Source organism: Gemmatimonas sp. (assembly GCF_021298855.1).
Lineage (GTDB): Bacteria > Gemmatimonadota > Gemmatimonadetes > Gemmatimonadales > Gemmatimonadaceae > Gemmatimonas.
Genome location: NZ_JAJTHI010000010.1, coordinates 46,226 through 72,518, shown reverse-complemented (window position 1 = coordinate 72,518; position 26,293 = coordinate 46,226). Strand labels below are relative to the sequence as shown.

At 69.2% G+C, this 26,293-nt stretch carries 21 protein-coding genes; 12 read left to right on the top strand and 9 right to left on the bottom strand.

The window, feature by feature from the left end; all coding sequences use genetic code 11:
* The first annotated feature begins 14 nt into the window (after window positions 1–14).
* The 5 genes from LW840_RS04385 to LW840_RS04365 all read left to right on the top strand — a co-directional run bounded on the left by LW840_RS04385 (window position 15) and on the right by LW840_RS04365 (window position 6,437).
* Entirely contained in the window at window positions 15–1,577 is a 1,563-nt protein-coding gene (locus LW840_RS04385; protein WP_291260044.1) for a response regulator, read from the top strand.
* Window positions 1,578–1,579: 2 nt separating this feature from the next.
* Window positions 1,580–3,442 (top strand): ABC transporter ATP-binding protein, encoded by a 1,863-nt coding sequence (locus LW840_RS04380; RefSeq protein WP_291268280.1) that lies wholly within the window; start codon window positions 1,580–1,582, stop codon window positions 3,440–3,442.
* Between the two features lie 5 nt (window positions 3,443–3,447).
* Entirely contained in the window at window positions 3,448–4,575 is a 1,128-nt protein-coding gene (locus tag LW840_RS04375) for a glycosyltransferase (protein WP_291276481.1), read from the top strand.
* Between the two features lie 82 nt (window positions 4,576–4,657).
* Window positions 4,658–5,761 carry an aminotransferase class V-fold PLP-dependent enzyme gene (locus LW840_RS04370; RefSeq protein WP_291276480.1) on the top strand — a complete coding sequence of 368 codons (1,104 nt, stop codon included), beginning with the start codon at window positions 4,658–4,660 and terminating at the stop codon, window positions 5,759–5,761.
* 79 nt (window positions 5,762–5,840) lie between these two features.
* Window positions 5,841–6,437, top strand: a complete 597-nt coding sequence (locus LW840_RS04365) for a GNAT family N-acetyltransferase (RefSeq protein WP_291268283.1) — start codon at window positions 5,841–5,843, stop codon at window positions 6,435–6,437.
* Window positions 6,438–6,459: 22 nt separating this feature from the next.
* Here the strand turns inward: LW840_RS04365 and tyrS are convergent, their stop codons facing one another.
* Window positions 6,460–7,746, bottom strand: a complete 1,287-nt coding sequence (tyrS, locus tag LW840_RS04360) for a tyrosine--tRNA ligase (protein WP_291260039.1) — start codon at window positions 7,744–7,746, stop codon at window positions 6,460–6,462.
* Window positions 7,747–7,813: 67 nt separating this feature from the next.
* Between tyrS and LW840_RS04355 the strand changes: the two genes are divergently transcribed.
* The 3 genes from LW840_RS04355 (at window position 7,814) to LW840_RS04345 (ending at window position 12,250) form a co-directional block, all read left to right on the top strand.
* Window positions 7,814–9,967: a penicillin-binding protein 1A gene (locus LW840_RS04355; RefSeq protein ID WP_291273520.1), complete on the top strand. Its 2,154-nt coding sequence runs from the start codon at window positions 7,814–7,816 to the stop codon at window positions 9,965–9,967.
* Window positions 9,968–10,039: 72 nt separating this feature from the next.
* Complete coding sequence (locus LW840_RS04350) at window positions 10,040–11,389, top strand: amidohydrolase family protein (protein ID WP_291276479.1); 1,350 nt, start codon at window positions 10,040–10,042, stop codon at window positions 11,387–11,389.
* A gap of 318 nt (window positions 11,390–11,707) precedes the next feature.
* Window positions 11,708–12,250, top strand: a complete 543-nt coding sequence (locus tag LW840_RS04345; RefSeq protein WP_291260036.1) for an HNH endonuclease — start codon at window positions 11,708–11,710, stop codon at window positions 12,248–12,250.
* Here the strand turns inward: LW840_RS04345 and LW840_RS04340 are convergent.
* From LW840_RS04340 to LW840_RS04315, 6 genes are all read right to left on the bottom strand, one after another.
* Window positions 12,247–12,888: a hypothetical protein gene (locus LW840_RS04340; RefSeq protein ID WP_291260035.1), complete on the bottom strand. Its 642-nt coding sequence runs from the start codon at window positions 12,886–12,888 to the stop codon at window positions 12,247–12,249. The genes LW840_RS04345 and LW840_RS04340 overlap by 4 nt on opposite strands.
* 14 nt (window positions 12,889–12,902) lie before the next feature.
* Complete coding sequence (locus tag LW840_RS04335) at window positions 12,903–14,681, bottom strand: hypothetical protein (RefSeq protein WP_291276478.1); 1,779 nt, start codon at window positions 14,679–14,681, stop codon at window positions 12,903–12,905.
* Window positions 14,682–15,018: 337 nt separating this feature from the next.
* Window positions 15,019–16,410, bottom strand: a complete 1,392-nt coding sequence (locus LW840_RS04330; RefSeq protein WP_291260033.1) for a sigma-54 dependent transcriptional regulator — start codon at window positions 16,408–16,410, stop codon at window positions 15,019–15,021.
* A gap of 17 nt (window positions 16,411–16,427) precedes the next feature.
* Window positions 16,428–17,108 (bottom strand): hypothetical protein, encoded by a 681-nt coding sequence (locus tag LW840_RS04325; RefSeq protein ID WP_291273523.1) that lies wholly within the window; start codon window positions 17,106–17,108, stop codon window positions 16,428–16,430.
* The gene (locus LW840_RS04320) at window positions 17,105–17,578 is read right to left on the bottom strand and encodes a hypothetical protein (RefSeq protein WP_291276477.1); all 474 of its coding nucleotides are present in this window, start codon (window positions 17,576–17,578) and stop codon (window positions 17,105–17,107) included. The genes LW840_RS04325 and LW840_RS04320 overlap by 4 nt, the downstream gene beginning before the upstream one ends.
* A 7-nt stretch (window positions 17,579–17,585) precedes the next feature.
* On the bottom strand, window positions 17,586–18,911 hold the full coding sequence (locus LW840_RS04315) for a HAMP domain-containing sensor histidine kinase (RefSeq protein WP_291268291.1): 1,326 nt from the start codon (window positions 18,909–18,911) through the stop codon (window positions 17,586–17,588).
* A 78-nt stretch (window positions 18,912–18,989) separates the two neighbouring features.
* Between LW840_RS04315 and LW840_RS04310 the strand changes: the two genes are divergently transcribed.
* From LW840_RS04310 to LW840_RS04300, 3 genes are read left to right on the top strand one after another with little or no spacing between them, the layout of a single operon-like run.
* Window positions 18,990–20,618, top strand: a complete 1,629-nt coding sequence (locus tag LW840_RS04310) for a class I adenylate-forming enzyme family protein (RefSeq protein ID WP_291268292.1) — start codon at window positions 18,990–18,992, stop codon at window positions 20,616–20,618.
* A 6-nt stretch (window positions 20,619–20,624) separates the two neighbouring features.
* Window positions 20,625–22,808 (top strand): NYN domain-containing protein, encoded by a 2,184-nt coding sequence (locus LW840_RS04305; protein ID WP_291273524.1) that lies wholly within the window; start codon window positions 20,625–20,627, stop codon window positions 22,806–22,808.
* Between the two features lies 1 nt (window position 22,809).
* Window positions 22,810–23,028: a DNA-3-methyladenine glycosylase gene (locus tag LW840_RS04300; RefSeq protein WP_291267154.1), complete on the top strand. Its 219-nt coding sequence runs from the start codon at window positions 22,810–22,812 to the stop codon at window positions 23,026–23,028.
* Here the strand turns inward: LW840_RS04300 and LW840_RS04295 are convergent.
* Together LW840_RS04295 and tdh are read right to left on the bottom strand one after the other, a co-directional pair.
* Window positions 22,994–24,187 (bottom strand): glycine C-acetyltransferase, encoded by a 1,194-nt coding sequence (locus tag LW840_RS04295; protein ID WP_291260026.1) that lies wholly within the window; start codon window positions 24,185–24,187, stop codon window positions 22,994–22,996. The two genes, LW840_RS04300 and LW840_RS04295, sit on opposite strands and share 35 nt — an antisense overlap.
* A 4-nt stretch (window positions 24,188–24,191) precedes the next feature.
* The gene (tdh, locus tag LW840_RS04290; RefSeq protein WP_291260025.1) at window positions 24,192–25,217 is read right to left on the bottom strand and encodes an L-threonine 3-dehydrogenase; all 1,026 of its coding nucleotides are present in this window, start codon (window positions 25,215–25,217) and stop codon (window positions 24,192–24,194) included.
* A 756-nt stretch (window positions 25,218–25,973) separates the two neighbouring features.
* Here tdh and LW840_RS04285 point away from each other — a divergent pair.
* On the top strand, window positions 25,974–26,261 hold the full coding sequence (locus LW840_RS04285) for a hypothetical protein (protein WP_291276476.1): 288 nt from the start codon (window positions 25,974–25,976) through the stop codon (window positions 26,259–26,261).
* The last annotated feature ends 32 nt before the right edge of the window (window positions 26,262–26,293 follow it).

Below are 26,293 nucleotides of genomic sequence, written 5' to 3'. Positions count from 1 at the left end.
TGTATCTTTCCTCCATGGCGCCATCGGCAAAGACCATCCTCTGGGTGGACGACGAAGCGGACTTGCTCGAACCCCATCGCCTGCTCCTGGGCGACAAGGGGTACGTGGTGCACACCGCGACCAATGCCGACGACGCCCTCGAACTGCTGCGCCGGCACCCGTACGACCTGGTGCTGCTCGATGAGCAGATGCCGGGCACGCGTGGCCTCGACGCCTATCGCGACATCCGCGAGTTGGCGCCCGCCCTGCCGGTGGTCATGGTCACGAAGAGCGAGGAAGACGCCACCCTCAAGGAGGCGATCGGCGCCAACATCCGTGACTATCTCGTGAAGCCGGTGACGCCGCGCCAGGTGCTGTCGGTCATCACGAAGATTCTCGACGGCCCCCTCATCCGCTCGCAGGCCATGGCGCGCGCGTTCGTCGAGCGCTTCCGCGCCATCGAATCGGAGCGCTACGCCAATCTCGACTGGCGCGGCTGGATCGATCGCTTTGCGGAGCTCATGCAGTGGGACGTGGACCTCGCCGACGCCGGCGAACTGGGGCTGCACGAGTCGCTGCGGGGGCTCTATCCCGACATGCACCGCGCGTTCGCGGAGTTCATGCGCACGGAGTATCCCCGCTGGCTCCGGGAGCTCGAGGGCGATCGTCCGCCCCTCTCCGTCGATGTCGTCACCGAGTTCGTGCTGCCGGTGCTGCAGCGCGATCGCAAGGTCGTTTTCGTCGTCATCGATTGCCTGCGGCTGGACCAGTGGCGGGCGTTGGAGCCGCTGCTGGTCCCGCTGTTCGACGTGGAAACGACGCACTACTACTCCATCCTGCCCACCGCCACGCCGTACGCGCGCAATGCGCTGTTCAGCGGCCTGTTCCCGGGGGAGATCGCGGCGCGCTTTCCCGACTGGTGGGGGGAGCGCGACGACGAAACGCTCAACGCCCACGAAAAGGACCTGCTCGTGGCGCACCTCGATGAGCTGCAGGTGGCCGCCCCGGTGCGCTATCAGAAGCTCACGACGGCCACCGACTCCGACGACCTGGAGCGCCACCTGCCGGCGGCCATCGCCGGCGACGGCGTGCATGCCTTCGTCTTCAACTTCGTGGACATGCTGACGCACGGCCGCTCGGAGAGCATGATCCTGTACGAGGTGGCGCGCGACGAGATCGCCCTGCGGGCGCTCACGCGGCAGTGGTTCGAACGGTCGGCGCTCTTCACGCTGCTCAAGGAAGCCTCGCGCCGCAACGTGTCGGTGGTGGTCACCAGCGACCACGGGGCGCTGCACTGCAACACGCCGGCAACCGTCTTCGCCAAGCGTGATGCCACGGCGAACCTGCGCTACAAGTTCGGGGAGGATCTCCGCGCCGAGCGCCCGGAGCAGGCGCTGCTGTTCGCCAACCCCGACGACCTGCGCCTGCCGCATCGCGGTCCGGGCAACAACACGCTCATGGCCGCGGGGGACACCTTCTTCGTCTATCCGACCAAGCTGCGCGAGTATCAGGGGCGCTACCGCGGCTCCTTTCTGCACGGCGGGGTGACACCGGAGGAGTGCATTCTCCCCGTGTCCCTGCTCACGCCCAAGCGCTGACGATGCCCGACACCGGGGCCCACCGCACACCGGCGCCCGTCCTCTGGCGCCGCCTCTGGCGGTTCGTGGGACCGCACAAGGGCAAGCTCGGGCTGGTGGTGCTGCTCAATGCGCTGGCCGCCTTCGCCGACGTGTTCTCGTTCACGTTGCTGGTGCCGTTCTTCAACGCGTTCTTCCAGAGCGAACAGCTGATCCCGGCGACCGGCACGATCGGACGCGTGCTCGACACCACGATCGGATTCCTGCTCGATGAGCGGGATCGCATGGGGTCGCTGCGCAATGTGCTGCTCATCGTGATCGCGGCGGTGACGCTGAAGAACACGCTGGTGTGGCTGTCGGGGCAGTTGGGCGTGAAGCTGCAGGAGTTCGTGGTGCGTGACCTGCGCGACCAGCTCTATGCGCATCTGCTGCGCCTGCCGTTGCCGTGGTTCACCCGCAACAAGGTGGGGCAGATCATTGCCCGCGTGCTCAACGACACGGGCAACGCGAAGACGGTCGTGACCGAGCTGGTCACGCGCTCCCTCTGGAGCGGCGCGCAGCTGGTGGCGACGCTGGTGGCCATGTTCACCACGTCGTGGCGCCTGTCGCTCGCGGCCCTGGTCATCGCCCCCGTCACGATCGGTGCCATTCAGCCGGTCCTGCGCAAGTTGCGGCAGGGATACCGCCGTCTGGGCAACGAGCAGGGGGAGATGACGAGCCTCGTGCAGGAAGTGGTCAGCGGGGTGCGCCTCGTGAAGTCGTACCGGGCCGAGGGGCGGGAAGAGGCACGCTTCACCGCGAAGAACAATGCCTTCGCCCGCGGCTTCGTGAAGGTGGGACGTCTGGCGTTGCTCTCGGGCCCGGTCATCGAAACCCTGGGCACGCTCACCGCCGTCATCATCCTCTGGTACGGCGCGCAGCTGGTGCTCGTCGAGGGCAGTCTCACCGGCGCCGAGCTGCTGGTGTTCCTCGTGCAGGTCATGCGATTGCTGCAGCCGCTCAAGCAGCTGTCGCAAACGCCGGCCGCGGCCCAGCAGTCGCTCGCCAGCGCCGAGCGCGTGTTCGAGATTCTCGACGCACCGGCGGAAACGACCACCGACCGTGGGACGCGGGATGTGGCGACCTTCGAGCGGGAGATCGCGTTCTCCGGCGTGGGGTTCCAGTACGATGGCGGTGCCGCGGCGTTGCAGGATGTCACGTTCACCGCGCGGAAAGGCGAAGTGGTGGCGCTCGTGGGGGCGAGTGGCGCCGGCAAGAGCACGCTGGTGGACCTGCTCCCCCGCTTTCTCGATCCCACCGCGGGGCGCATTACCCTCGATGGCGTGGATCTGCGGGAGATTCGCCTCGGAGCCCTGCGCGCCCTCACCGGCATCGTGAGCCAGGACACGGTCCTCTTCAACGACACCGTGCGCGCCAACGTGGCCTTCGGGCGCCCCGACGCCACGCAGGCGCAACTCGACGATGCGGCGCGGGCCGCGAACGCGCTCGCCTTCATCGAGGCCTTGCCCGAGGGGTGGGACACCAATCTCGGTGAGCGCGGAAGCCGCCTGTCGGGTGGGCAACGGCAGCGCGTGGCCATCGCGCGCGCGCTCGTATCGGATCCGCCCATTCTCATCCTCGACGAGGCCACGTCGGCCCTCGATGTGGAGAGTGAACGGTTGGTGCAGGAGGCCATTGACCGGCTGCTCGAAGGGCGCACGGTCTTCGTCATTGCCCACCGGCTCGCGACCATTCAGCACGCCGACCGCATTCTGGTCCTCGATGGCGGCCGACTCGTGGAGGAAGGCGCACACGACGCGTTGTTGGCGCGCGGCGGACCCTACGCGCGGCTGCACGCGCTGCAGTTCGATCGCCGCTCCACCGACGAAGTCGCCGAGGTCGGGTAGCCATCATGCGCGTGTTGGTCGTGGCCTCCACCCCCGAGTGGACGCCGGGAGCGCGGCTCCTGGCCCAACTCGCGGCCGGGCTCGCCGCCGGTGGGGATGTGGTGGCCATGGTCACCGCACTCGGCAGTGCCACGGAACGGGCGGTGGAGCAGGGGTGGCCACGACTCTCGCTGCGCAGTGTGAGCGGGGCCGGTGGGCTGCGGCGGGCATGGAGTCTGCGCGGGATCGTCAACGCGCTGCGCCCTGACGCGTTGCTGGTGGGCAGCGAAGGCGATGCGGCGCTGGCGGCTTTCGCCATCGGCACCCGCGGTGGCATCGTGCGCCGGGTGACGGCCGACGAGTACGTGCCGCGCACGGGGACGGCTGCGGTTCGATCGCCCGCGGCTGGTGGCGCGGCCAAGTCCGCCACGCTGCGCTGGCGTGCGCGTCTCGCACGGGCCCGGACTCCCATCACGCCGTGGGGTGACACCCGCCTGGCGCTGGGGTGGCCATCGCCACGGGTGGCTGACACGGCAGCGCATGCCACCGCGATTCATCGGCTGCCGGTGACGGCGCCAGCCGTGGTGCTGGTCCCCGGGGCGTCGCACGACGAAGCCACGGCGGCGGCCCTCCGTGCGCTCGCGCATCTGCGTACCCGTCGCCCGGACTTGCGGGTGCTGCTGGTTGGCGCCCCCGCGGCGCTGCAAGGCACGCGGGTGCATGCCGCGTCGCTCGACCTGGCGGCTGCGGTGGAGGTCGTGCCCGTGGAGGCGCTGCTGCAGCATGAGCTGGGGCACGCCCGTGCCGCGTGGATCACGGCGCCGGGCGACCTCGGGGCGCTCGCGACGCTCGCGGCCATGCAGCAGCGGTTGCCCACCGTCGTAGCCGTCGATGCCCCCTTTGCCGAGCTGGTCACGCCTGGGGCCACCGGCCTCCACGTCTCGGCCGACAACACGGTCGTGGTCGTAGCCGAGCTCGCGCGCCTCCTCGCGGACGTGAATGCCCAACGCGCGGTGGGGCATGCCGCCGCCGCCCGGGCAGCTCGGGAGTTCGGCTGGGAGGCGTTCGTTGATGACGCGGCCCTGCTGCTGGCACGCGCGGCCGGTGACAGCGGGGCCCGCCGCACCCGTCGGCCGTCACTCACGCCAGCCTGACCTCCCCCGTCGTCCGTTCTCGTCCTTCCGCCCCCCCCCCATGCTCGACACTATCTCGCTTCGCGCGACCCAGTTCGCATGGATGGCCGATGATCCAGGTATCTACCTGAATGCGGCATCCGTGGGACCGATGCCGGAGGCCGCGGTGCGTGAGGCGGCGCGGTGGAGTGCCTGGCGCGCCCGGCCGCACGCGATCCCGTTTTCGTCGCTGCTCGAGGCGGCCGCGACCGCCCGGCAACAGTTCGCGGCGCTCGTTGGTGCCGACCACGACGAGATCGCGCTCATGCCCAACACCACTTATGGGCTCAACCTCGCCGCCCGCGCCTTGCCACTGCGCCCGGGGGTGGTCCTCGCGTTCGATGGCGAGTTCCCCAGCTGCGTGTATCCCTTTCAGGCGCTCGGTTCGCGAGGGGTGACGCTCGAGCTCATTCCGCGGGTCCACGGGCTCCCCGACGAGGACGCGCTCGTGCAGGCGATCGAGCAACGGTCGGATGTGGTGGCCGTGGTAGTGAGCTGGGTGCAGTTCGCGTCGGGGTACGTCGCCGATCTCGCACGCATCGGGCGCGCCTGCCGGGCGCGCGGGGTGTTCTTCATCGTCGACGGCATTCAGGGATGCGGCGTGCGGCCACTCGACCTGCACGCCATTCCCGTGGACCTGTTCGCGAGTGGTGCCCAGAAATGGCAGCTGGGGCCGTGGGGCACCGGTTTCGTGTATGTGCGCCGTGAGCTCGTGACGGCGCTGCAGCCGCACGACGTGGGGTGGGCGTGCATGAAGCGCAGCACCGATTACACCCGCCTCACGGAGTACGAATTCGATTTCTTCGACGACGCGCGGCGCTTCGAAGTCGTGACGCTGGCCTACCACGACTTCGCCGTGGCCAACGCCGCGACAGCGCTCTTGCTGGAGTTGGGCGTGCCGGCCATTGCCGCGCATCTCGAGACGCTCACCGGGCGTCTCACCCAATGGGCGCAATCACGCGCCGACGTGCGCCTCATCACCCCCGCCGAATCCGCGCGTCGCGCGGGGGTCGTGTCGTTCGCGCCAGTGGCGCTGGCGCCCATGGCGGCCGCGTTGACCAGTGCCCAGGTGCACTTCACCGTGCGGGAGGGGGCCATTCGACTCTCGCCGCACGTGTACAATACCCTCGACGAGATCGACCGCGTGGTAGCGGTGCTGGACGCCTAGCGGCCAGGGAAATGTGGGTCGGCACTGGACTTGCAAGCCCTGACCGCCAGATTCCATTGGTTGGTCTTCTCCACACCCGATGTCGCGCCCTCCCTCTCTTCGCACCCCCATCGCCCTCGCCGAGCGCACCATCGCCGAGGCGCTGCGTATCCTGGCGCCACGCGGCGTGGCAGCGGGGGGGCGTCTTGCCCCCCTCCCGGCGGGCGAGGTCCTCGGGGCGAACGAGTTGCTGGCGATGGTGGATGCGCAGACGCTCACGGCAGAGCCGCACGCCAACGCCGTGCTGGTCTACGGCCCCGCCCCCATGTTGCTCGAGACGCTGCGCTTCGATGTGTCGCCGGAGGAGTGGCGCCCCTTTGCGCCGCCACCCGAGCGTGAGGCGCCCGCCGATCGGTTGCGGGTGGGAGCCCTGCGAGGCGGCGTGCTCGTGGCGCTCGCCACGGCCGGTGCGCCGATCGGACGCCTCTCGCGCCTGCGGGTGCTCGTTTCGCCGGCGTTCCGGCACATTGGCCTGGGGCACCTCGTCCTGCACCGCACCGTGCAGGCGCTGCTGCGCGACGGGCTGCTGCCGTATGCGACGCTCGTGTCCACGGATCTGGGGGCGCGGGCGTTGGCCCGCGCGGTGGGGTTCGTGAACGTCAGCCGGGCGTTTGGCGGATTGACACCGGCGTTCTGAGCGCGCGGCGCCGGTGGGGTGCTCAGGGCACGTGCAGCAGACCGAACTCGCGTTGTCCCTTCTTGATGAGCAGATGTCGACCACGCAGCAGGCGATCGTGACGCACCGTGGGCTGGGCGAGTTTCTCGCCGTTCACGCTGATCCCGCCCTGCTCGAGCAGACGTTTCGCGGCGCCGCGGGAATCCGCGAGGCCCAGCAACTGCAGGGCATGCAGCACATCCACCTCGTCCATGGCGGGCTGCGCGACCGGCGCATACGCGGCAAACCGGATCTCTGATCGCAGCGCCGTGAGGGCCGCGTCCGACAGGCCGGCCGGGTCCGCCCGCTCGAAGAGCAACGCCGACACTTCCTGGGCAGCCCGCGCCGCATCGGGGCTGTGCACGCGTGCCGTCACGTCGTACGCGAGTGCCCGCTGCGCGGCACGCTTCCCCGGATCGCTGCGTACCGCCTCGTCGAGCGCCTCGATCTCCTCGCGCGACATCAGCGTGTAGAACCGCAGGTAGCGGGAGACATCCCGGTCGTCGGCGCCCATCCAGAACTGGTAGAACTGGTACGGTGACGTGCGCTCCGCATCGAGCCACACCGACCCGCCACCGGTGCTCTTGCCGAACTTCGTGCCGTCGGCATTGGTGATGAGCGGGAAGGTGAGCGCATGGGCGTCCCCACCCTGCGCCTTGCGGATGAGTTCGAGGCCGGCGGTGATGTTGCCCCATTGGTCGCTCCCCCCCATCTGCAGCGTCACCCCCTCGCGGCGGTGCAGCTCGAGATAGTCGAACGCCTGCAGGAGCATGTAGGTGAACTCGGTGTACGAGATGCCGTTTTCCAGCCGGCTCTTCACCGAATCCTTGGCCATCATGTAATTCACCGAGAAGTGCTTGCCCGTGTCGCGCAGGAACTCGATGAGCGAAAGGGAGCACAGCCAATCGGCATTGTTCACGAGTCTGGCGGCACTCGGTCCCTCGAAATCAAGGAACTTGGCGAGCTGCCGCCGGATCGCCTCCGCGTTGGCGCGGATGGTGTCGAGATCCTGCAGGTTGCGTTCGCTGCTGCGTCCGCTGGGATCACCGATCATCCCGGTGCCGCCCCCCACCAGCGCCATGGGGCGGTGTCCCGCGCGCTGCAGGTGCACCAGCCCCATGATCGGCACCAGGTTGCCCACGTGCAGGCTCGACGCGGTCGGATCGAATCCCACGTAGGCGGTGACCTGCCCCGCGGCGAAGGCGGCCGGCAGGCCGTCGGTGTGCTGGTGCAGCAGCTCGCGCCAGGCGAGCTCCTCGAGCGGTGCGGAGGTGTTGGTCGTGGCGGACATGCCCGGAAGATAAGCACACCACCCAACGGTACCGATCCCTTCCCCGGCGTGTACCTTCCACCCTGCTATGGCTCTTTCCACCGTCCTCAAGCGGCGCCCCTGGCTGGGCTGGCTGCTGGTGCTCACTGTCTTCGGTGCCGCCATCGGTGCCGGCGGGTTGGCGGGTGCCTGGGCCGTCATCTGTCGCGACGGCCGGTGCCCCTCCATCGCCTCGCTCGAGCAGTACGTGCCGCGCCAGACATCCAAGGTGTACGCGGCTGACGGGCGGTTCGTCACCGAGCTTGGCCTCGAACGCCGTACCCTCATCGGCCTCAAGGACATCCCCAAGCACGTGCGTGATGCGGTGGTGATCACCGAGGACAAGCGGTTCTACGCGCACGACGGCATCGACTACTTCCGCATTTTCGGGGCTCTCGCGCGCAACGTGAAGGCGGGCCGCTACGTGCAGGGCTTCAGCACCATCACGATGCAGCTGGCCCGCAACGTCTTCTCCGATCGCATTTCGCGCGAGAAGACGTTGCTGCGCAAGATCAAGGAGGCCCGCGTCGCCCGCGCCATCGAGCGTCGCTACAGCAAGGACAAGATCCTCGAGCTCTACCTGAACCAGGTCTACCTGGGCAACGGCGCGTACGGCGTGGAGACGGCCTCGCAGCGCTACTTCGGCAAGAGCGTGCGCGACGTCACCGTGGCCGAGGCGGCGGTGCTGGCCGGCTTGCTCAAGGGGCCGGAGCGCTACAACCCGCGTCGCTTCGCCGATCGCGCCATCCAGCGTCGCAACACGGTGCTCGAGCTGATGCGTCGCGGTGGGGCCATCAGCAACGAGGACGCGTCGCTGGCCAAGGCGTACCCGCTGCAGCTGGCCGAGCGCGCCGAGTCGGGTGACGTGGCGCCGTATTTCGTGGAGTGGGTCCGCAAGGAACTGGAAGAGCACTTCGGGGCGCGGCTCTACGACGAGGGGCTCAAGGTGTATACCACGCTCGACGTCGACATGCAGACGGCGGCGGAGCGGGCGCTGGAGAACCAGTTGCAGGCCATCGAGGGCGGACGCCACGGGAAGTACACCCACCTGACGTACGAGGCGTATCTCGCCCGCAGCGCCGACGGTGGTGAAACCGGCGCGGCGAACTCGCCCTACCTGCAGGGCAGTTTCGTGGCCATCGACCCCCGCTCCGGCGCCGTGCGCGCCATGGTGGGGGGGCGCGACTTCGGCGACAGCAAGTTCAATCGCGCAACACAAGCGCTGCGACAGCCGGGGTCCACCTTCAAGCCCATCGTGTACGCGGCCGCCGTGCACGAGGGATACGGGCCGGCGCAGGTGGTGGACGATTCCCCCATCGCCCTCGACCAGATGGGCGGTGAGACGTGGACACCGCAGAACTACGACATGAAGTTCCAGGGCAGCATGCCCATGCGCAAAGCCCTGTATCAGTCCCGCAATCTGGCGGCGATTCGGACGGGCATGGCCGTGGGCGCCGATGCGGTCATCACGATGGCGCGGCGTTTCGGCATCACCACCCCCATTCCGCCGTATCCCTCCGTCTTCATCGGGTCGGCCGATACGTATCCCATCCAGATGATCGGCGCCTACTCGGTGTTTGCGAACCTCGGCCTGCGCACCACGCCGCACGCGATCGCGCGGGTGGATAACGCGGCGGGGAAGGTCGTGTGGAAACCCGCGCTCGTGCGCGAAGCCGTGCTTTCCCCGGAGGAGGCGTGGCTGATGGTGAACATGATGAAGGATGTCGTCGTGCGCGGCACCGGTGCCCGCATCTGGAGCAGCGGCTTTCGCGTCCCGTCGGGCGGGAAGACCGGCACGACCAACGACGGCGCCGACGTCTGGTTCATCGGCTATACCGCCGATCTGGTGGCCGGCGTGTGGATGGGCTTCGACAAGCCGCAGAAGATCAAGGGGAACGCCCAGGGAGGCGACCTGGCGGCCCCGGCGTGGGCATCCTTCATGACGGAGGTGTACCGTCGCAAGCCGCAGCCTCCCGATTGGCCTCGGCCAGACGGCGTCGTGGTGCGGGAGATCGACGCCGCGACCGGTCGACTCGCCAATGCCAGTTGCATGGGCGCCCTCACCACGGAGTTCTTCGTGCAGGGATTCGAGCCGACGCGCACCTGTACCGACGCTGCGGCACCGTCGGCGTTCACCATGGACAGTGCGGGCGCCGCGGTGAAGCGCGACACGACCAATCCCTTCCGTCTGCCACCGGCGTGACGTGAGGCCCCTCTGACGCACGACCCGCCGCTTCCGGTTCCCTCCGAGCGCACGCTTTATACGGCACGGTGGGTGCTTCCCATCGGTGCGCCGGCCATCGAAGACGGTGCCGTGCTGGTGACGGCCGATACGATTGCCTGGGTGGGACCGGCACGCGCGGCCGGCGAGGTGATCTCGGCGCACACGGCGGCGCCCGTGCCGGTGGTCTCCCTGGGCGATGCCGTGCTCCTGCCCGGGCTGGTGAATGCGCATTCCCACCTCGAGCTCACCACGCTGCGCGGATTTCTCGAGGGCCTCGACTTCCGTGAGTGGTTGCGCACGCTCACGGCGGTGCGGCGTGACCTGCTCACCGAAGCCGACCTGCTGGATGCGTCGCGGGTGGGCATCGTGGAGGCGCTGCGTCACGGCATCACCACGCTGGCCGACTGCACCGACTCCGCGATGCCCCTGCATGCCATGCGCGAGCTGGGGGTGCGCGGCATTGGGTATGTCGAGCTGTTCGGCCCGGATCCGGCGCAGCGTGACGAGTCCCTGTCGCGGTTGCGCGGGCGAATCGACCTGCTGCGGCAGCAGGACACTCCGCTTGTGCGCACCGGGGTGTCGCCGCATGCGCCGTACACGGTGTCGGCGTCGCTCTTTCAGGCCACGGCCGAGTATGCGCGGGCCGAGCGGTTGCCCATGGCGGTGCATGTGGCCGAAAGTGCCGCCGAAACGGCGTTCGTGTGCCGTGGCGAGGGGCCATTTGCCGAGCGCCTGCGGGCGCGCGGCATGGCGGTCGCGCCGCAGGCCCGTTCCCCCGTGGCGCTGCTCGAGGCCACCGGCGTGCTGGCGGCGCGCCCGCTGCTCATCCACGCCGTGCGGGTGGATGAGGATGACCTGCAGCGGATCGCGCATCATGGGGCGAGCATCGTGCATTGCCCCATTTCGAACGCGAAGCTCGGGCAGGGGCTGGCCCCGCTGGACCGTATGCAGGCGCACGGGATCGCCGTCGGCCTCGGCACCGACTCGGTCGCCAGCAACGATCGCATGCATCTGATCGATGAAGCGCGGCAGGCCATCCTGGCGCATGCCATCCGATCGGGCAGTCCGGACTCGCTGTCCGCCCACGCGGCGCTCGAGTTGGCCACGGCGGGCGGTGCGGCGGCACTGGGACTGGATGCCGTGGTGGGAACGTTGGAGGTTGGCAAGGCCGCCGATCTTGCCGCCTTTGCACTGGACGGCTCCACGGTGCACACCGTGCATGATCCCGCCGTGACGCTGGTGCACGCGCTCGCGGGGCGGGCACAGGCGACGCTGGTGACGGTGGGAGGACGGGTCCTGGTACGAGGTGGGCAGGTGCTGGTCGACGATCCCGCGTGGCACGCGCGGCAGCGGGAGACGGGAGCGCGGCTCCGCCAGTGGCGGCAGCGTGGTGCGCCATGATATGCTTCGGCATGCGTACGCGTGACGAGCTCGCCGTCTTCCGGAGTTGCGGCGCCCGCCGGACAGGCGGGTGTGCTGGCGTCGTCGCCAGGACCACGCGTCATTGATCCTTCTGCACCCCGCCATGCTCCCGGCCACTGCCGGCGCTTCGGCGGGGTTTCGTTTTTCGCCGGACCCGCGTGCACGCGCGGGGGACGCACCACCGCGCCTCCCGCGGCGCGGCACGACAGCGTTGGTCTCCACGACTCACCGACTTGACGGAGGGTAGGCGTGATCGCCGGTTGTCTCGCATTGAATGCGTCGTACGAGCCTCTCACGATGGTGCCGCTGCGCCGTGCGCTTCGTTTGGTGATCGACGGCAAGGCCGAGATCGTCGAGGCCGACCGGCACGCGCCGGTGCGCTCGGAGAAGCACGCCTTTCCGCGTCCGGCCGTCATCCGGCTCACGCGCTACGTGCACGTGCCGCGGCGCTTCCGCCGGCAGGTGACGAACACCTTCCTGTTCGCGCGTGACGATTATCAGTGCCAGTACTGCGGGCGCCGGTCGAGTGAGCTCAAGCCGCGCGAATCGCTCACGCGCGATCATCTCATTCCCATGTCGCGCGGCGGCACGAACGAGTGGTCGAACGTGGTGACCGCCTGCAGCTCCTGCAACACGCGGAAGGCCAATCGCATGCCCGCGGAGATCGGCATGCACCCGCTGCACGCGCCGGTCGAGCCGCACTTCGTGCACCTCTCGTGGGCGGTGCGACGGCTCACGCCGATCCAGGCGCAGTACATCCGCACCTTCTACGGCGAAGAGACGTTGCGCGAGCTGGAGAAGATCGAGGGGAGTGGGTTGCGGGCGGTCGGCCGACCCTAGAACACCATCGTCGGCGTCCTCGCCTCCAGCCGCCGCGTCTCGGCGCCAAGAATGCGCGAGGCGAGCGTGCGCACCCCGCGCGTAATGGCCGACGCCGGGCTGCGCTTGCCGCGCACGGCGGGGGCCCCTTCGCCGCGCAGCCAGCGCTCGACTTCGTCGAGATCGCTCACGTCGAGCGCCTGGATGTCGGCCTGCACCAGCACGTAGCCTTTCTGGCCACGCCGCGGCGTGGGGAGCGCCGGCAGGTACGCCAGCTCCGACGCCGCGCGGGCGTCGGCAAAGCGCACATAGCTGCCCAGGGGCATGACCCGATCGCCCACGAGGCGCGCCACCTCGTAGCTGCGCTCCACCACGTTGTACTGCACGATCACATCCCACTCGGCGCGCCCGCGGATGTCATCGAAGTACCGTCCCACCGTCCAGATCTCGGCCCGCAGGTGCATGCGCACCGGAAACCCGTTCTTGAGCAGCTCGTCGTGCTCGCGGTCCGTGAGCGCATTGCGAACGGCCACCAAGGGCGGATAGCTCTGCGCCGTCATGCGAATGTCGATCGCCGGCGTGTCCTGTGCGCGCGCCAACCGGCCGCTGCCCACGAGGAGCAGCAGCACCGTCAGGCACAGGCGCCGGAGACGGGTCATGGCGAGCCGTGCGCTCAGAAGCGGCGGCCCAGCCGCACGTACACGTTCGGCGACAGCCCGCGCTGCGAAACCGCCTGGGCGATGTAGACGCCGAAGTCACCGAAGTCGAAGCCGCCGCCGATATCGGTGCGCCAGGTGTTCAGGTCGGGCACCCGGTTGCGGCCGAAGAACAGCGGATCGGCCTCGCTGGTGGTGCCCGCCACCGTGGCGGGGCGGTTCACGAGCCACCCACGCCCGCTGTTCGCGAAGATCACCCACGTGCCATCGGCGTGGCCGCGCCCGAGCTGCCAGCGCCGGTCGCCCTCATCGTCGTCACCGAACAGGTCGATGCGGAAGTCGCCCTTCCACTCCACCTGCACGAGCGCCATGCGCTCGCATTGGGCCGGGCGCCCCAGCAGCACATACTGCGCCTCGGAGCCGGTCGCACAGGTGCCCGCGTCCGCCGTACCGAGGGTGCGGCGGAAGTCGAAACCGGGGAGGGCGTCGATGCCGCTCACCGCAAGGCGACGCTGCACGGGCAGGGCATCGCCGTGCACCCAGCCGCCCATGACGGCACGCAGGTTGAGCTGCGCATTCGGGCCCAGGCGGTTGTAGCGGCGCAGGTCGAAGAAGGCGCGGCCATAGTCGAGGGGCTCGGTTGGCCGCAGCTCCGTCACGTTCCCGGTTCGCCCCAGCTCCGTCACGTTCCCGGTTCGCCCCAGCCCCACGGTGAGCGGCGCCAGCGTCAGCGCGTCACTGTGCCCCCGCTCGTACTCCCCGCGCAGGTACCACCCCGAGCGCGGGTGCCGGGATTCCGTGCGCGTGTCGAAGGTGCCGCTCAGCGTGAGCAACCGCAGCACGCCCTCGTCACCGCGCGGGTTGAGCCGCAAGGCGACCTCGTCGTTCAACCGGAAGACATCGCGCGCCCGACGGGCGTTCCACCGCTCTTCCCCGTACGACAGCTTGAGTTCGTGGCCGCGCCCGGCAAAGGCCGAGACGTACGCCTGCGCCCCGTGCCGTTCCCAGTAGTCGCGATAGTCGCGCGAAAACAGAAAGGTGGCCAACCCCACCTCGCCATCACTGAGCTGCCAGCGCTCCATGGCGTCCACTTCGTCGAACAGCCGCGTGCCCACGGCGATCCCCGCCCGCTCACCCTGTCGCACCTCGAAGAGCGCGCGATGGCCCAGGTTCTCATCGTTCCACACCAGGCGGTCGCCCGTGCGGAAAATGCCATACAGCTCGGCGCGCACACGGGTCGCCCCGTTACGGGCGCGAAAGCGCGGGCCCACGTAGATGGGCAGCCCTTCCACGCGGTTGTAGGTGTGCGCCGAGGTGAAGAACAGCTGGCTTTCCGTTTCCCCTTCGTCGTCCTCCCGCACCCACTGCGAAAAGCGGGTGAGGAAATCCGTGTCGGCCACGAGCGTGTCGCCGCTCTCCTGATACCGGTAGCGCGCGCTCCACACGCGAATCTCGCCGGTCACGGTGGGGCGCTCGGGCGCCTGCAGCGTTCCGCCCACCACCGTGAGCCCCTTGGCCAGGCGCGCACCCTCCGTCAGCACCACATCGCCGTTCAGCACGACCACGTCGCCGTTCACGACTCCCGAAAGCCGGGCGTTGCCGTTCAGGATGGCGAGGTCGCCACGCACGGTGTCACTCGCGGCCAGTGTGAAGTCACCGCGCACCTTGCGGGTGGCCGTGGCGTTGAACAGCCGGGTGACTTCGAGTGCGACATCCCGTGGGACACCGCCCACGCGCTGCGCTGCGGCCGACGCCGGCAGCATGACCAGGCCAAGGACGAGCAGGCCTCGAGCCACCACTCCACGGGGGCTCGTCTGGCGCACCATGCTCGCGCGGCGGCGGATTGGGGGGCAGACATGACCGGAGGCGGTCATGGGTTGACTCATTCGGAACTCCTGCTGAGGTTCGCGCTCCGCCATGGCATGCCCCGTACCAGGGCGACCGGGATCACACGGTGGCCGAGGCGTGACGCTCCCGCAATATCATCAATTCCGGGTGTGACTGGCGCGTCCCCGCGGCACGCGCGATGCGCCCGAAAGGAGACACGGGTGTGTCGGAGTGCCACGCCGGGGCATGGCCGGACATCGGCAACCCGCAAAAGGTTGGAATGCCTGCCGACGCGCGGCGCCGTGCTCACTCGGCGGGCGAAGCCAGCCCGAGCCGCCGCATGCGACGATACAGGTTGGGGCGGTCGGTCTGGAGCCGCCGCGCCGCCTCGGCCACGTTGCCATCGCTCTGGGCCAGGGCGGCGGCAATGAGGCGCCGCTCGTACGCGTCGAGCGCATCGCTCAGCGGCAGCCCGTCGGCCGGATCGACCCCGGCGTGGTCGCTGGTCCCGTTCGCTGGGGTGGCGCCGTGCGCGGCCTGCGGGATGACCTGCAGCACGTCGGCGCGCGACACCTCGGAGCCGGCATGCAGAATGGCGAGCCGCTCCACCACGTTGGCGAGTTCGCGCACGTTGCCCGGCCAGCGATATCCCCCCAGCGCGGCGAGCGCCTCCGGCTGCCAGGTCACCAGGGGCCGACCGGTGCGCGTGCGATGACGCGCCGAGAAGTGGCGCACGAGGGCGGGCAGGTCGCCGGGCCGGTCACGCAGCGGGGGCAGCTGCATGGGAATCACGTTGAGCCGAAAGAACAGGTCCTCACGGAACGTGCCCTCGGCCACGGCCCGGGTCAGGTCCTTGTTGGTGGCCGCCAGGATGCGCACGTCAATTCTGATCGGCTTGCCGCCACCCACGCGCTCGATCTCTCGTGCCTCGATGGCCCGCAGCAGCTTGGCCTGCGCTTCGGCGCCGAGATCCCCCACCTCGTCCAGGAACAGCGTTCCGGTGTGAGCCAGTTCGAAGCGGCCGATGCGCCGTTCGGTGGCGCCGGTGAAAGCCCCCCGTTCGTGGCCGAACATCTCGCTCTCCACGAGGTCACGCGGAATGGCGGCACAGTTCACACGCACGAAGGGTTTGTCGCGGCGCGAACTCCCCTCGTGCAGGGCGGCGGCCACCAGCTCCTTGCCGGTGCCCGACTCGCCGGTGATGAGTACGCGCGCATCCGTTGGGCCAATGCGTGCGATGAGGGCGCGGACCTCCTTCATGACCGGCGACTCGCCGACCATCTCTCCCGAAATGCCCAGGTCTTCGCGAAGCGCCGCCGCCGTGCGGCGCGCCTGCCGCAGTTCGAACGCCGAGGCGAGCGCCAGCAGCACGCCTTCGGGGGTGAGGGGCTTCTCGAGGAAGGTGAAGGCCCCAAGCCTCGTGGCGCGTACCGCATCGGTGAGCGCCGCGCGTCCGCTCATCATGACCACCGGCACATCGGGGCGGCGTTCACGCAACTTCTCCAGCAGGGCCAGGCCGTCGAGATCGCCCGGCATCATGAGATCGACGAGTGCGATGTCCGGCTCGAGCGCTTCCGCCAACGCGAGGCCGGCGCGCCCATCGGCGGCGTCCCGCACATCGTACCCTTCCGCTGAGAGCAGGGCCCCCACCATGCGCCGGATGTTCGGCTCGTCGTCGACAATGAGTACGCTGGGCATGAACTGGTTCCTGCCGCTTACGCGCGCCCGCGGCCAACGGAGGCCTCGTTGGCCGCGTCCCGTGGCACACCCGCCGGGATCTCCACGGCAACGGCCATTGGGGCGGGGGCCTGACGTTCCGCAAGAAGCCTGGTGGTGAAGCGCTGCGCTTCAGAGAGCCGTTCCATCTCCACGGCCACGGTGTCGAGATTGCGTTCGAGCGTCTCGAAGCGGTCGCGCAGGCGCGCTTCCAGCGCCGCGGTGTCGTTCTGGGCCGTGTGCTTCCGGTTGAGCCAGCGCACGACGGCGCGCGAGATGGGCCACCAGATGAGGAAGATGGAGAGCGTGGCCGGAATGGCCCAGACGATCTGCGTCGCCTCTCGCGGAATCACGTCGCGGAAGGGAATGACCTGCGTATTGCCCTCCTGCGTGAGCACGAGGCTGCCGTTTTCCATGGAGATGCTCACCGGACGCCCTCCGTCACTGGTGAAGACGATGGGCCCTCCCGGCGGCGGTGGCGTAGCGGGGGCAGCGGGCGGTGGTGGCGCCTGGCCGGTGGAGCTGGCGCCCACGGCACGCTCGGCATCCTGGATGGCGTTCTCGATGAGGCGGTCGGCGTTGGCGCGCGCCTGCTCCGCAATCTGGGCCGCACGCGCGGCGCTGGCGGCCTGGTCGGCCGACTGCCCGAAGTGCACCCTGATCACGATGCGCGGGCTCATCGTGGCCGTCCCAGCTCTTCCGGCGCGCGCTCGGCCAGCAGTTTCGTCGTGAAGCGCTGCCCTTCACTGATGCGCTCCACCTCGACGGCCACCGTTTCGATGGCCTGCTCGATGGCGGTCAGGCGCTGTTCGATCTGCGCCTGCTGCCTGAGATCGTGATGCTTCTCGAACCGTCGGGTCCACGCCTTCACGAGGGGGGTGCCCAACGAGATGAGCGTGGCCGCGCCCATGATGATCACCATCATCTCCAGCAGCCCATCGGGCAGGGCCTTTTGGCGAGGGGCCGGGGGCGGTACCGACGCGACGGCCGTCGCCGGTCCGCCCTCGATGTTCGAGGTGAGGACCTCGCCGCCGTTCGACAGCTCGATGCGCTGGACCGTCCCGTCGCTCTGCTTGGTGATGACGATGGACTTGCCGCCACCGTCCTGCGGCTGGCTCTGCAAGGTGGCGTCGTCCTGCTGCCCTGTCATGTGGTCCTCATGCCGTCACCGGCAGTCGAAGTGTGATGATGGTCCCGCGCCCGATCTCGCTCTCCACGTCGATCGACCCGCGGTGCGCCTGCAGGGTCTGCAGGGCGATGGCCAACCCCAGCCCGGTGCCGCCGGGCTTGGTGGTCACGTACGGGTCGAAAATGCGGGCGCGGGCCTCCGGGGCGATGCCACACCCGGTATCCCGTACGGAGATGACCACCTGTTTGGTGTCAGTTGGCGACAAACTGGTGCTGTCGGCTGGTCCCGGCGTTGTCTCCGCCCACACCCGCACGGCGATGCGTCCCCCGGCCGGCGTGGCATCCACGGCGTTCAGCAGCACATTCGTCACCGCCCGCACCAGCGGCTCGTAGTAGCCGGATACCAGCGGGAGGTCGGGGGCGCAGTCGAGGGTCAGGGTGATCCACTCCGGGACGGTCGTTTCCGCCACGCGGCTGACCATTTCCGCCACATCCACATCGGCGGCCGGGCCGTCGGGGAGGCGACCGAACTGGGCGAAGCTCTTGGCCATGACCTCGAGGCGGCTGGCCTCCTCGGCCAGCACCTCGACCGTATCCCGCAGTTCGTCGGGCGCGTTGCGCCGGAGCCGGTCCACGGCGAAGCGGATGGGGGTGAGCGGGTTTTTCAGTTCGTGGGCAAAGCGGCGGGCCGATTCGCGAAAGGCTTCGGCGCGCTCCGCCTCGAGCGCGCGGCGACGCCCCGTCTCCAGTTCGCTGGCCATGGTCCGCATGCCGGTGCGCAGGACCTCGAACTCGGGGGCCCCGCGTCGGTCTGCCTGACGCGGGATGGGGCGGCCGCTGCGAATGAGCCCCGTCCAGCCCACCAATTCGTCGAGCGGACGACTCAGCTGCCGACTCAGGTGTCCGGCCACCCGCGATGCCCCCACGGCCACCAGCGCAATGGCGAGGACGGCACCCACGATGACCAGCCGAATGGAGCGCCCGGTCACGAAGTCGAACCGTCGGGCGAGTTGCGCCGACTCGCGCAACTCCGCCTGATGGGCGTCGAGGGCGGCGCGCTGTTCGGTCGTGAGGGGGGCCGCCGTCACGATGCGGTAGCTGTCGTCGCCACTCTTGGCGATCCGCTCCCACGCCGATCGGGCCGAGAAGAGGGAAAGGGTGCGGGTGGCCACACCGGCCCACGCCAGCGTTACCGTGACCGTGGGAACGAGGGCAAAGAGGAGCAGCATGGCGAAGAGCCGGGTCCGGAAGGGCGCGCGCGATCCGGCGCGCGATCCGGCGCGCGGCCCGGCGGTGCTGCCCGCCCCCGGTTCCGTCGCGGAATTCGACCCGTTCAACTTCCGCATCTCGTTCATAGTCGGTAATTTACGTGGCTGTACCCGATCCCGCGTCACGCTTGCCCGTCCGGATGGGCGTTCGCTTCACGGAGTGAGATGGCAGCATCGTGGTCCCTGGCCCCACTGATCGCCCGTCGTGCACAGGAGCACCCTGCGCGCGCACTGGCGACCACCGGGCAACGGACATGGACATACGCGCAGGTGGATGCCGATGCATCCTCCCTGGCGGCAGCCTTCTCCGAATTGGGACTGGGGGCGGGCGATCGCATCGCCGTGAACCTCCCCAACGGGGTGGAGTGGATCATCACCACCCTCGCCGCGGCCAGACTCGGTGCCGTGCTGGTCCCGGTGAACCCCACGCTGGGGGTGCATGACCTGCGCTACCAGCTGCGCCACGCGGAAGCCAGCGCCGTCGTCACCATCGAACGGTGGAACGGCGTCGACTTCCTGCAGCGGTTCGAAGAACTGCTGGGCGACCTCCCCGATCTGCAGTACGTCGTCACGGTGGGGGAGGAGGATCTCTGGTACGACGACCGGATCTTCCAGTTCGAAGATCTCGTGTCGCGCGGCGCCGGGAAGCCGGTGCCGGTTGTGGACGACGTCGACGATGCGCGCGATCTCGCCGTCGTGTACACGTCGGGCACGATGGGCAAGCCGAAAGGGGTGCAGCTGTCGCATCGCGCGCTCGTCGAAAACGCCGTGCGCACCGCACAGGCCCTCGAGCTGTCTCCCGAGGATCGCGTGCTGACGGCGGTGCCGTTTTGTGCGGTGTTCGGCTTCAGTGCCATGCTCGGCGCCATGGCCAGCGGTGCCACCCTGGTGCTGCAGCCGGCCTTCGAGGCGGCGGGGGCGCTCGCGCTCATCGCGGAGGCGCAGGTCACGGTCCTCCACGGCGTCCCCACGCAGTATCACCTCCTCATGCGCGAGGAGGCGTTCGACCCGTCGCGGCTGCGCTCGCTGCGCACCGGTCTCATGGCCGGCAGTTCGGTCGCTGAGGCACTCGTCCGCAAGGTGCGTCGCTGGTGCGACGTCCTCGTGGCGTACGGCCTCACCGAGACGGGCGCCGTCGTGACCATCACCCGCTTCAGCGACAGCGAAGCGACCCGCCGGGACTCGGTGGGCACCGCGATGCCGGGCATCGAGGTGATGGCGATGGACATCATGACGGGACAGTTGCACGGACCCGAAGCGGTCGGCGAACTCGCCGTGCGCGGGTCCAACCTCATGCGCGGGTATCTGCGCATGCCGGCGGAGACTGCCAAAGTCCACACGCCGGACGGGTTCTTTCTCACCGGTGATCTCGGGATCATCGACGAGGACGGCACCGTGAGGATCCTCGGACGTCGCCAGGAAACGATCTCGCGCGGGGGCATCCAGCTCTATCCGCGCGAACTCGAAGATCGCCTGCGCGCGCATCCGGCAGTGGACGATGTCTGCGTGATCGGTGTGCCCCATGACGTCATGGGAGAACTGGTCTGCGCGTGCATCGTGGCAGTGGAAGGGGCGGTCATCACGGGCGACGAAATCAAGCGGTTCGCCCGGGACACCATGGCCGCCGACAAGGTCCCCGACCTCGTCCGCTTCTTCGACGCGTTCCCCATGACCGGGAGCGGCAAGATCCGCCGACGAGAACTCGCGCGTGCCATCGCGCTGAGTGCGAATGCCCTGAGCGCCACGGCGCTGCACGCGAACGCGCTCGATCACCCAGTATCGTATCCAGGCTAGGCTGTCATGAGTCGTCATCCCTCCCGGTCGGCCGCATCGTCGCCGACCCGCTCCATTGCCCCGTTCCATCGCGGCCCCGCGTCGGTCGCTCCCATGGCCCCGGTGGCCCAACCCAATGTCGCGCCGCCGGCGCACGCGCCGAATGCCGCGCTGCTCATCGACTTCGACAACGTCACGATGGGCATCCGCTCCGACCTGCAGGAAGAGCTCAAGAACCTCCTCTCGTCGGACATCGTGAAGGGCAAGGTCGCGGTGCGCCGCGCCTACGCCGACTGGCGCCGCTATCCGCAGTACATCGTGCCGCTCACCGAAGCGAGCATCGACCTCATCTTCGCGCCGGCCTACGGCTCGTCGAAGAAGAACGCCACCGACATCCGCCTGGCGATCGACGCGCTGGAGCTGGTGTTCACGCGCCCCGAGATCGGCACGTTCGTGCTGCTCAGTGGCGACTCCGACTTCTCGAGCATGGTCATCAAGCTCAAGGAGTACGGCAAGTACGTGATCGGCGTGGGCATCCGCGAGTCGTCGAGCGATCTGCTGGTCATGAATTGCGACGAGTACTACTCGTACAACGCGCTCGCGGGCCTCGTGAAGACGGGCGAGGACGAGACCACGCGCTGGGACCCCTGGGAGCTCGTGACCGAGGCCGTGGGGCGCATGAAGCGCAACGGCGACGTCATGCGCAGCGACCGCCTCAAGCAGGTGATGCAGGAAATCGATGCGTCGTTCGACGAGAAGAACCTGGGCCACCCGAAGTTCTCGCGCTTCGTGCACGAGGCACAGCAGCGTGGGCTCCTGAAGGTCACCAAGCTCGAGAGCGGCCAGCTCGAAGTGGATGTGCCCGACGGCACGGTGGTGGCGGCCGCTGCGGCCACGCCGACGGTGCCGGCCGATGATCGCCTCGAGCGCGAAGGACGTGAGGAGCGCGAACGCCGCGGACGCCGTGGGCGTCGCGGGCGTGGTCGCGATCGCGGCGAACGGGAGCGGGAACCCCGCGACGGGGAACCGGCCGAGGAGGGCGCGGAGCGTGGCGCCGACGTGGATGTGGCGCTCGACGAGACGGCCGAGATCCCGATGCCGGTGGGCGAGATGATCGATCCGCAGACGGTGATCGCGGCGCTCGGCATTCGCCCGTTGCCGGCGGCCGCCAATGCCGACGAGACGGCGCCGGCCGATGCCGCCCCAGCGCCGGAGGCGCGCCCCGAGGGGCGTGGCGACCGTGGGCGTCGCGGTCGCGGGCGGGGGCGTGATCGGTTCCGTGACCGTCGCGATGACGGCGAACCGACCAGTGCCGACGCGCGCCCCGAGCCGCGCGCGGGGGGCGAAACGGCGCGCCCCGAAGTGGCGCCGGCGTTCCGCAGCACGGAGGTCTCCGATGCCATCGGCCGCAGCGGCGAGCGGCTCACGCGCAGCGACGCGTTCGACCTCGTGCGGCGGGCGGTCGAGTCACTCGTCTCGGGAGATCAGGTCACCACGGCCAGTGCAGCCCGCCAGCGGGCGTTCGAATTGCTCGGCCGCGACAGCGAGTCCCTGGCCACGCGCATGTTCGAACGGGTACTGCAGGATGCGCACGATGCGAACATGATCGACCTGCGTCGTCGCGGCGACGACTGGGAAGTGGCGCGCGCCGCGGACGCGGCGAGCATCGTGGACCAGCTCAAGGCGGTGGATGACCAGCAGAAGGCCGAGGCCAAGGCGGCGCAGGCGCTGCTGCCGGCGGCGCCGCGGGGTATGGGCGCGCGGGGTATTGGCGGGCGCGGCAAGGGGCCGGGCGCGCCGCCGCCGGGGCTCCTCATGGTCGGGGTCGTGGGCGGATCGCGTCCGGCAGTGAACGCGGCGGTGCCGGCGGCAGTGGAGCCGGCTCCGGCACCCGCCGTTCCGGCGCCCGCGGCTCCGGCGGTGCCGGCGGAACCGCCAGCGGTCGAGGCTCCGGCCGCCGCTCCGGCCGGGAAGGGCGGCAAGGCACCGGCCAAGAAGGCGGCCAAGGCCCCGGAAAAGGCCCCGGCTAAGGCCCCGGCTAAAGCCCCGGCTAAGGCCCCGGCTAAGGCACCGGCAAAGGCCGCCGCACCCGCCAAGAAGGCCGCTCCGGCGGCCAAGAAGGCACCGGCCAAGAAGGAGGCGGCTCCGGCCAAGAAGGCGGCGCCAGCGGCCAAGAAGGCGCCCGCCAAGAAGGCGGCGAAGAAGAAGTAAGGTGAATGGCTACGGCACCCCGCTGCCCGCCGCGTTCTATGATCGCGACGCGGCAGCGGCGGCCCGTGACCTGCTCGGCGCCGTCGTCCGGCACGAGACGCACGGCGGAATGGTGAGCGACCGGATCGTGGAGACCGAAGCGTACCTCGGTCCACACGATCCGGTGTCGCATGCGGCGGTGGGTCCTAGAGAATCCCCGCCACCTTGCCCGCCGACTTGAACGCCTCGACCACGGCATCGAGATCGGTCCTGGTGTGCGCCGCGCTCACTTGGCAGCGCACGCGCGCCTCACCCTTGGGTACGACCGGGAATCCGAAACCGGTCACGAACACGCCGCGCTCGAGCAGCAGATTGCTCATGCGAATGGCGAGCGCGGTTTCGCCCACGATGATCGGCACGATGGGCGTTTCGCCCGGGAGCGGCTTGAAGCCCGCCTCCTGAATGGCGGCGCGGAAATAGCGCGCGTTGTCGTGCAATCGCGTGACCAGTTCCGGGTGCGCCTCGGTATACCGGACGGCGGCGAGCGCACTCGCGGCGACCGTGGGGGGCAGGGCATTGGAGAACAGCTGCGGGCGCGAGCGCTGCGTCATGATGTCGCACAGCGCCGCCGGGCCGGCAATGAACCCACCGGCCGCGCCGCCCAGTGCCTTGCCGAGCGTGCTGGTGATGATGTCCACCTCGCCGAGCACGCCGAAGTGTTCGGCGGTGCCGCGGCCCGTCTTGCCCAGCACGCCGGTGGCGTGCGAGTCGTCCATGACCACGATCGCCCCCTCCTCACGGGCGATCTGCAGGATGTCGGGAAGCTTCGCGATGGCGCCTTCCATGGAAAAGACGCCATCCGTCCAGATGATCTTGCGCGGGGCGCTCTGGTGGGCGCGCAGCTTCTCGCGCAGGTCGTCCATGTCGGCGTGCTTGTAGACCGCCGTGGTGCACTTGGTGATCGCCTTGGCGAGCCGGACCGAATCGATGATGGAGGCGTGGTTGAGGGCGTCGGAAATGACGAAGTCCCCCTCGCGCACGATGGTGGGGGTGAGCGCCTCGTTGGCGTTCCACGCCGACACATAGCTCATGCTGGCTTCGGTGCCAACGAAGCGGGCGAGGGCGGCCTCGAGCTCGCGGTGCACGGTGAACGTGCCGCAGATGAACCGGACGCTGGCGGTGCCGGCGCCGAATTGGCGGAGCGCCTCCACACCGGCCTCGACCACCGCCGGCTCGTTGGCGAGGCCGAGGTAGTTGTTGGAGGAGAGCACGATGACTTCCCCGCGTCCCTCCATCTGCACGCGCGCCCCCTGCGGCCCTTCGATGTAGTTGAGGCGCTTGTAGGTGCCGGCGTCCTTGAGGGCGTCGAGTTCCTGCTGCAGTTCGGTGAAGAGCGACATGGGGTTACGCGATGCTGAAGATGATCTTGCCTGCTTCGCCCGACCGGATGAGGTGCATCGCCTCGTCGACCGCCTCGAGCGGGAGGCGGTGCGTGATGACCGGCGTGGGGTCGAACTGCCCCGACCGCACGAAGCGCGACATCTGGTGCCACGTGTCGTACATCCGGCGCCCGACTACGCCGTAGATCGTCAGCCCCTTGAAGATGATCTCGGTGGCGAAGTCCACGTCGATCGTGCGCGACGGAATGCCGAGCATGTTGACCCGCCCCGCCGGCCGCGCCAGCGCGAACGCCTGGTGCACGGCGCTTGGCACGCCGCTCATCTCGAGCACGACATCGGCCCCGTGGCCGTCGCTGGCTGCCATCACGGCCGCCTGTGCCTCGTCCGGATGGACCGCGTCGTGCGCACCCATGGTGCGGGCGAGTTCGAGCCGCTTGGGGTTCACGTCGGTCGCAATGATGCGCGCTGCCCCCGCCGCCTTGCAGATGCCCACCGCGAAGGCGCCGATGGGGCCGCAGCCGGTGATGAGGACCACGCTCCCCGGGATGTCGGCGGTCAGCGCCGTATGGAAGGCGTTCCCCATGGGGTCGTGGATACCGCCGATGTCGTAGCTGATGGCGTCGTCGAGATGCCAGATGTTCGTGGCCGGCATGGCGATGAACTCGGCGAAGCAGCCGTCGCGGTCCACGCCGATGATGCGGGTGGAGGGGTCGACGTGCGCGTTCCCGGTGCGGCTGAACAGCGAACGGTCGTCCACGATGTGCCCCTCGGCCGTGACCCGGTCACCGACCTTCACGCTTTCGACGAGGTTGCCGACGGCGACCACATCGCCGGCGAACTCGTGTCCGCAGATGAATGGCGGCCGGCATCGCCCCGCAGCCCACGCGTCCCACTCGTAGATGTGCACGTCGGTGCCGCAGACACCGGCGCTCCGTACGCGTACCAGGACCTCGTCGTCGCGGATCGTCGGCTCCGGAACTTCCGTCAGGGTGAGGCCGCGTCCCGCGGTCTGCTTCACCAGCGCTTTCATGTCACTCCACGTCGTGAACCGGAGCGACGCTCCGGAGGATGTTCGTCGCAGGGAACGACAAAAGTCGCACGGTGACGCGGGCTCTGGTAGGCGTTCGACCGCGTCGGTCCGCCGCGAGTCTTCGTTAATCGCGCGCGTTCTTTATACGCGCTATTGCGCGTTTGAATTATCCACGCGTATATTCGCGTCAATTCAACGACTTGCGCGCGCTGTCCACATCCGGATTCCCTGAGCTGCAGAGTTCACGCAGGATCGGGGCGCGCAGTCCCCATCGGCAACGCGTGGCGATAAAACGGCACGAGTTCCACCCGAAGTCCCGCGTCGCGATTGCGACCACCGTCTTTGAGGCTGACGACCACTGCTCGTCGGCTTCCGTTTCGCCGTCGTTGCTCGCGCCCCGGCGCGGAACGACGGCTCGCTCCGTGCCTGCCGTCAACATCACGGTGGCGCGTCCGAGCGGTCCCGCCCGTCAGCGTGCCACGCGGCTCCACGGCATCGGCGATCGCGCCGTTGCGTTGCACGACGCTGCCACGTCTTTCCACCAACTGTCCGGTCCCCTTGCCACGCAGGTGGTGAGGCGGTCCGCAGTCTGGTCTGCATCGGCCGCCGCGGTGGCGGTGCGGACACTCCCCTGCGCGTGCCTCCTGGAGGCCGCGTAGCGCACGACGACGCGGTGCATGCGCCGCCCGACGTGTGTGCTCACCTTTCCACCGGGGGAAAGTGAGCGTTTCCATCTCTCGTGAGAGGGTTGTTCAAATGGCTCCTCCCAAGAAGGCCGCCAAGAAGGCGGCGAAGAAGCCGGCCAAGAAGGCCGCGAAGAAGGCCGCGCGCAAGCCGGCCAAGAAGGCCGCCAAGAAGGCCGCCAAGAAGCCGGCCAAGAAGGCGGCCAAGAAGGCCGTGAAGAAGGCGGCCAAGAAGGTCGTGAAGAAGGCGGCCAAGAAGGGCGCCAAGAAGACCGCGAAGAAGGCCGCGAAGAAGCCGGCTCGCAAGCCGGCCAAGCGCGCCAAGAAGGCGGCGGCGGCTCCGGCTCCTGCTGCGGCGTAATTCGCTTCTCAGCGATCCCGCAGTACCCATAC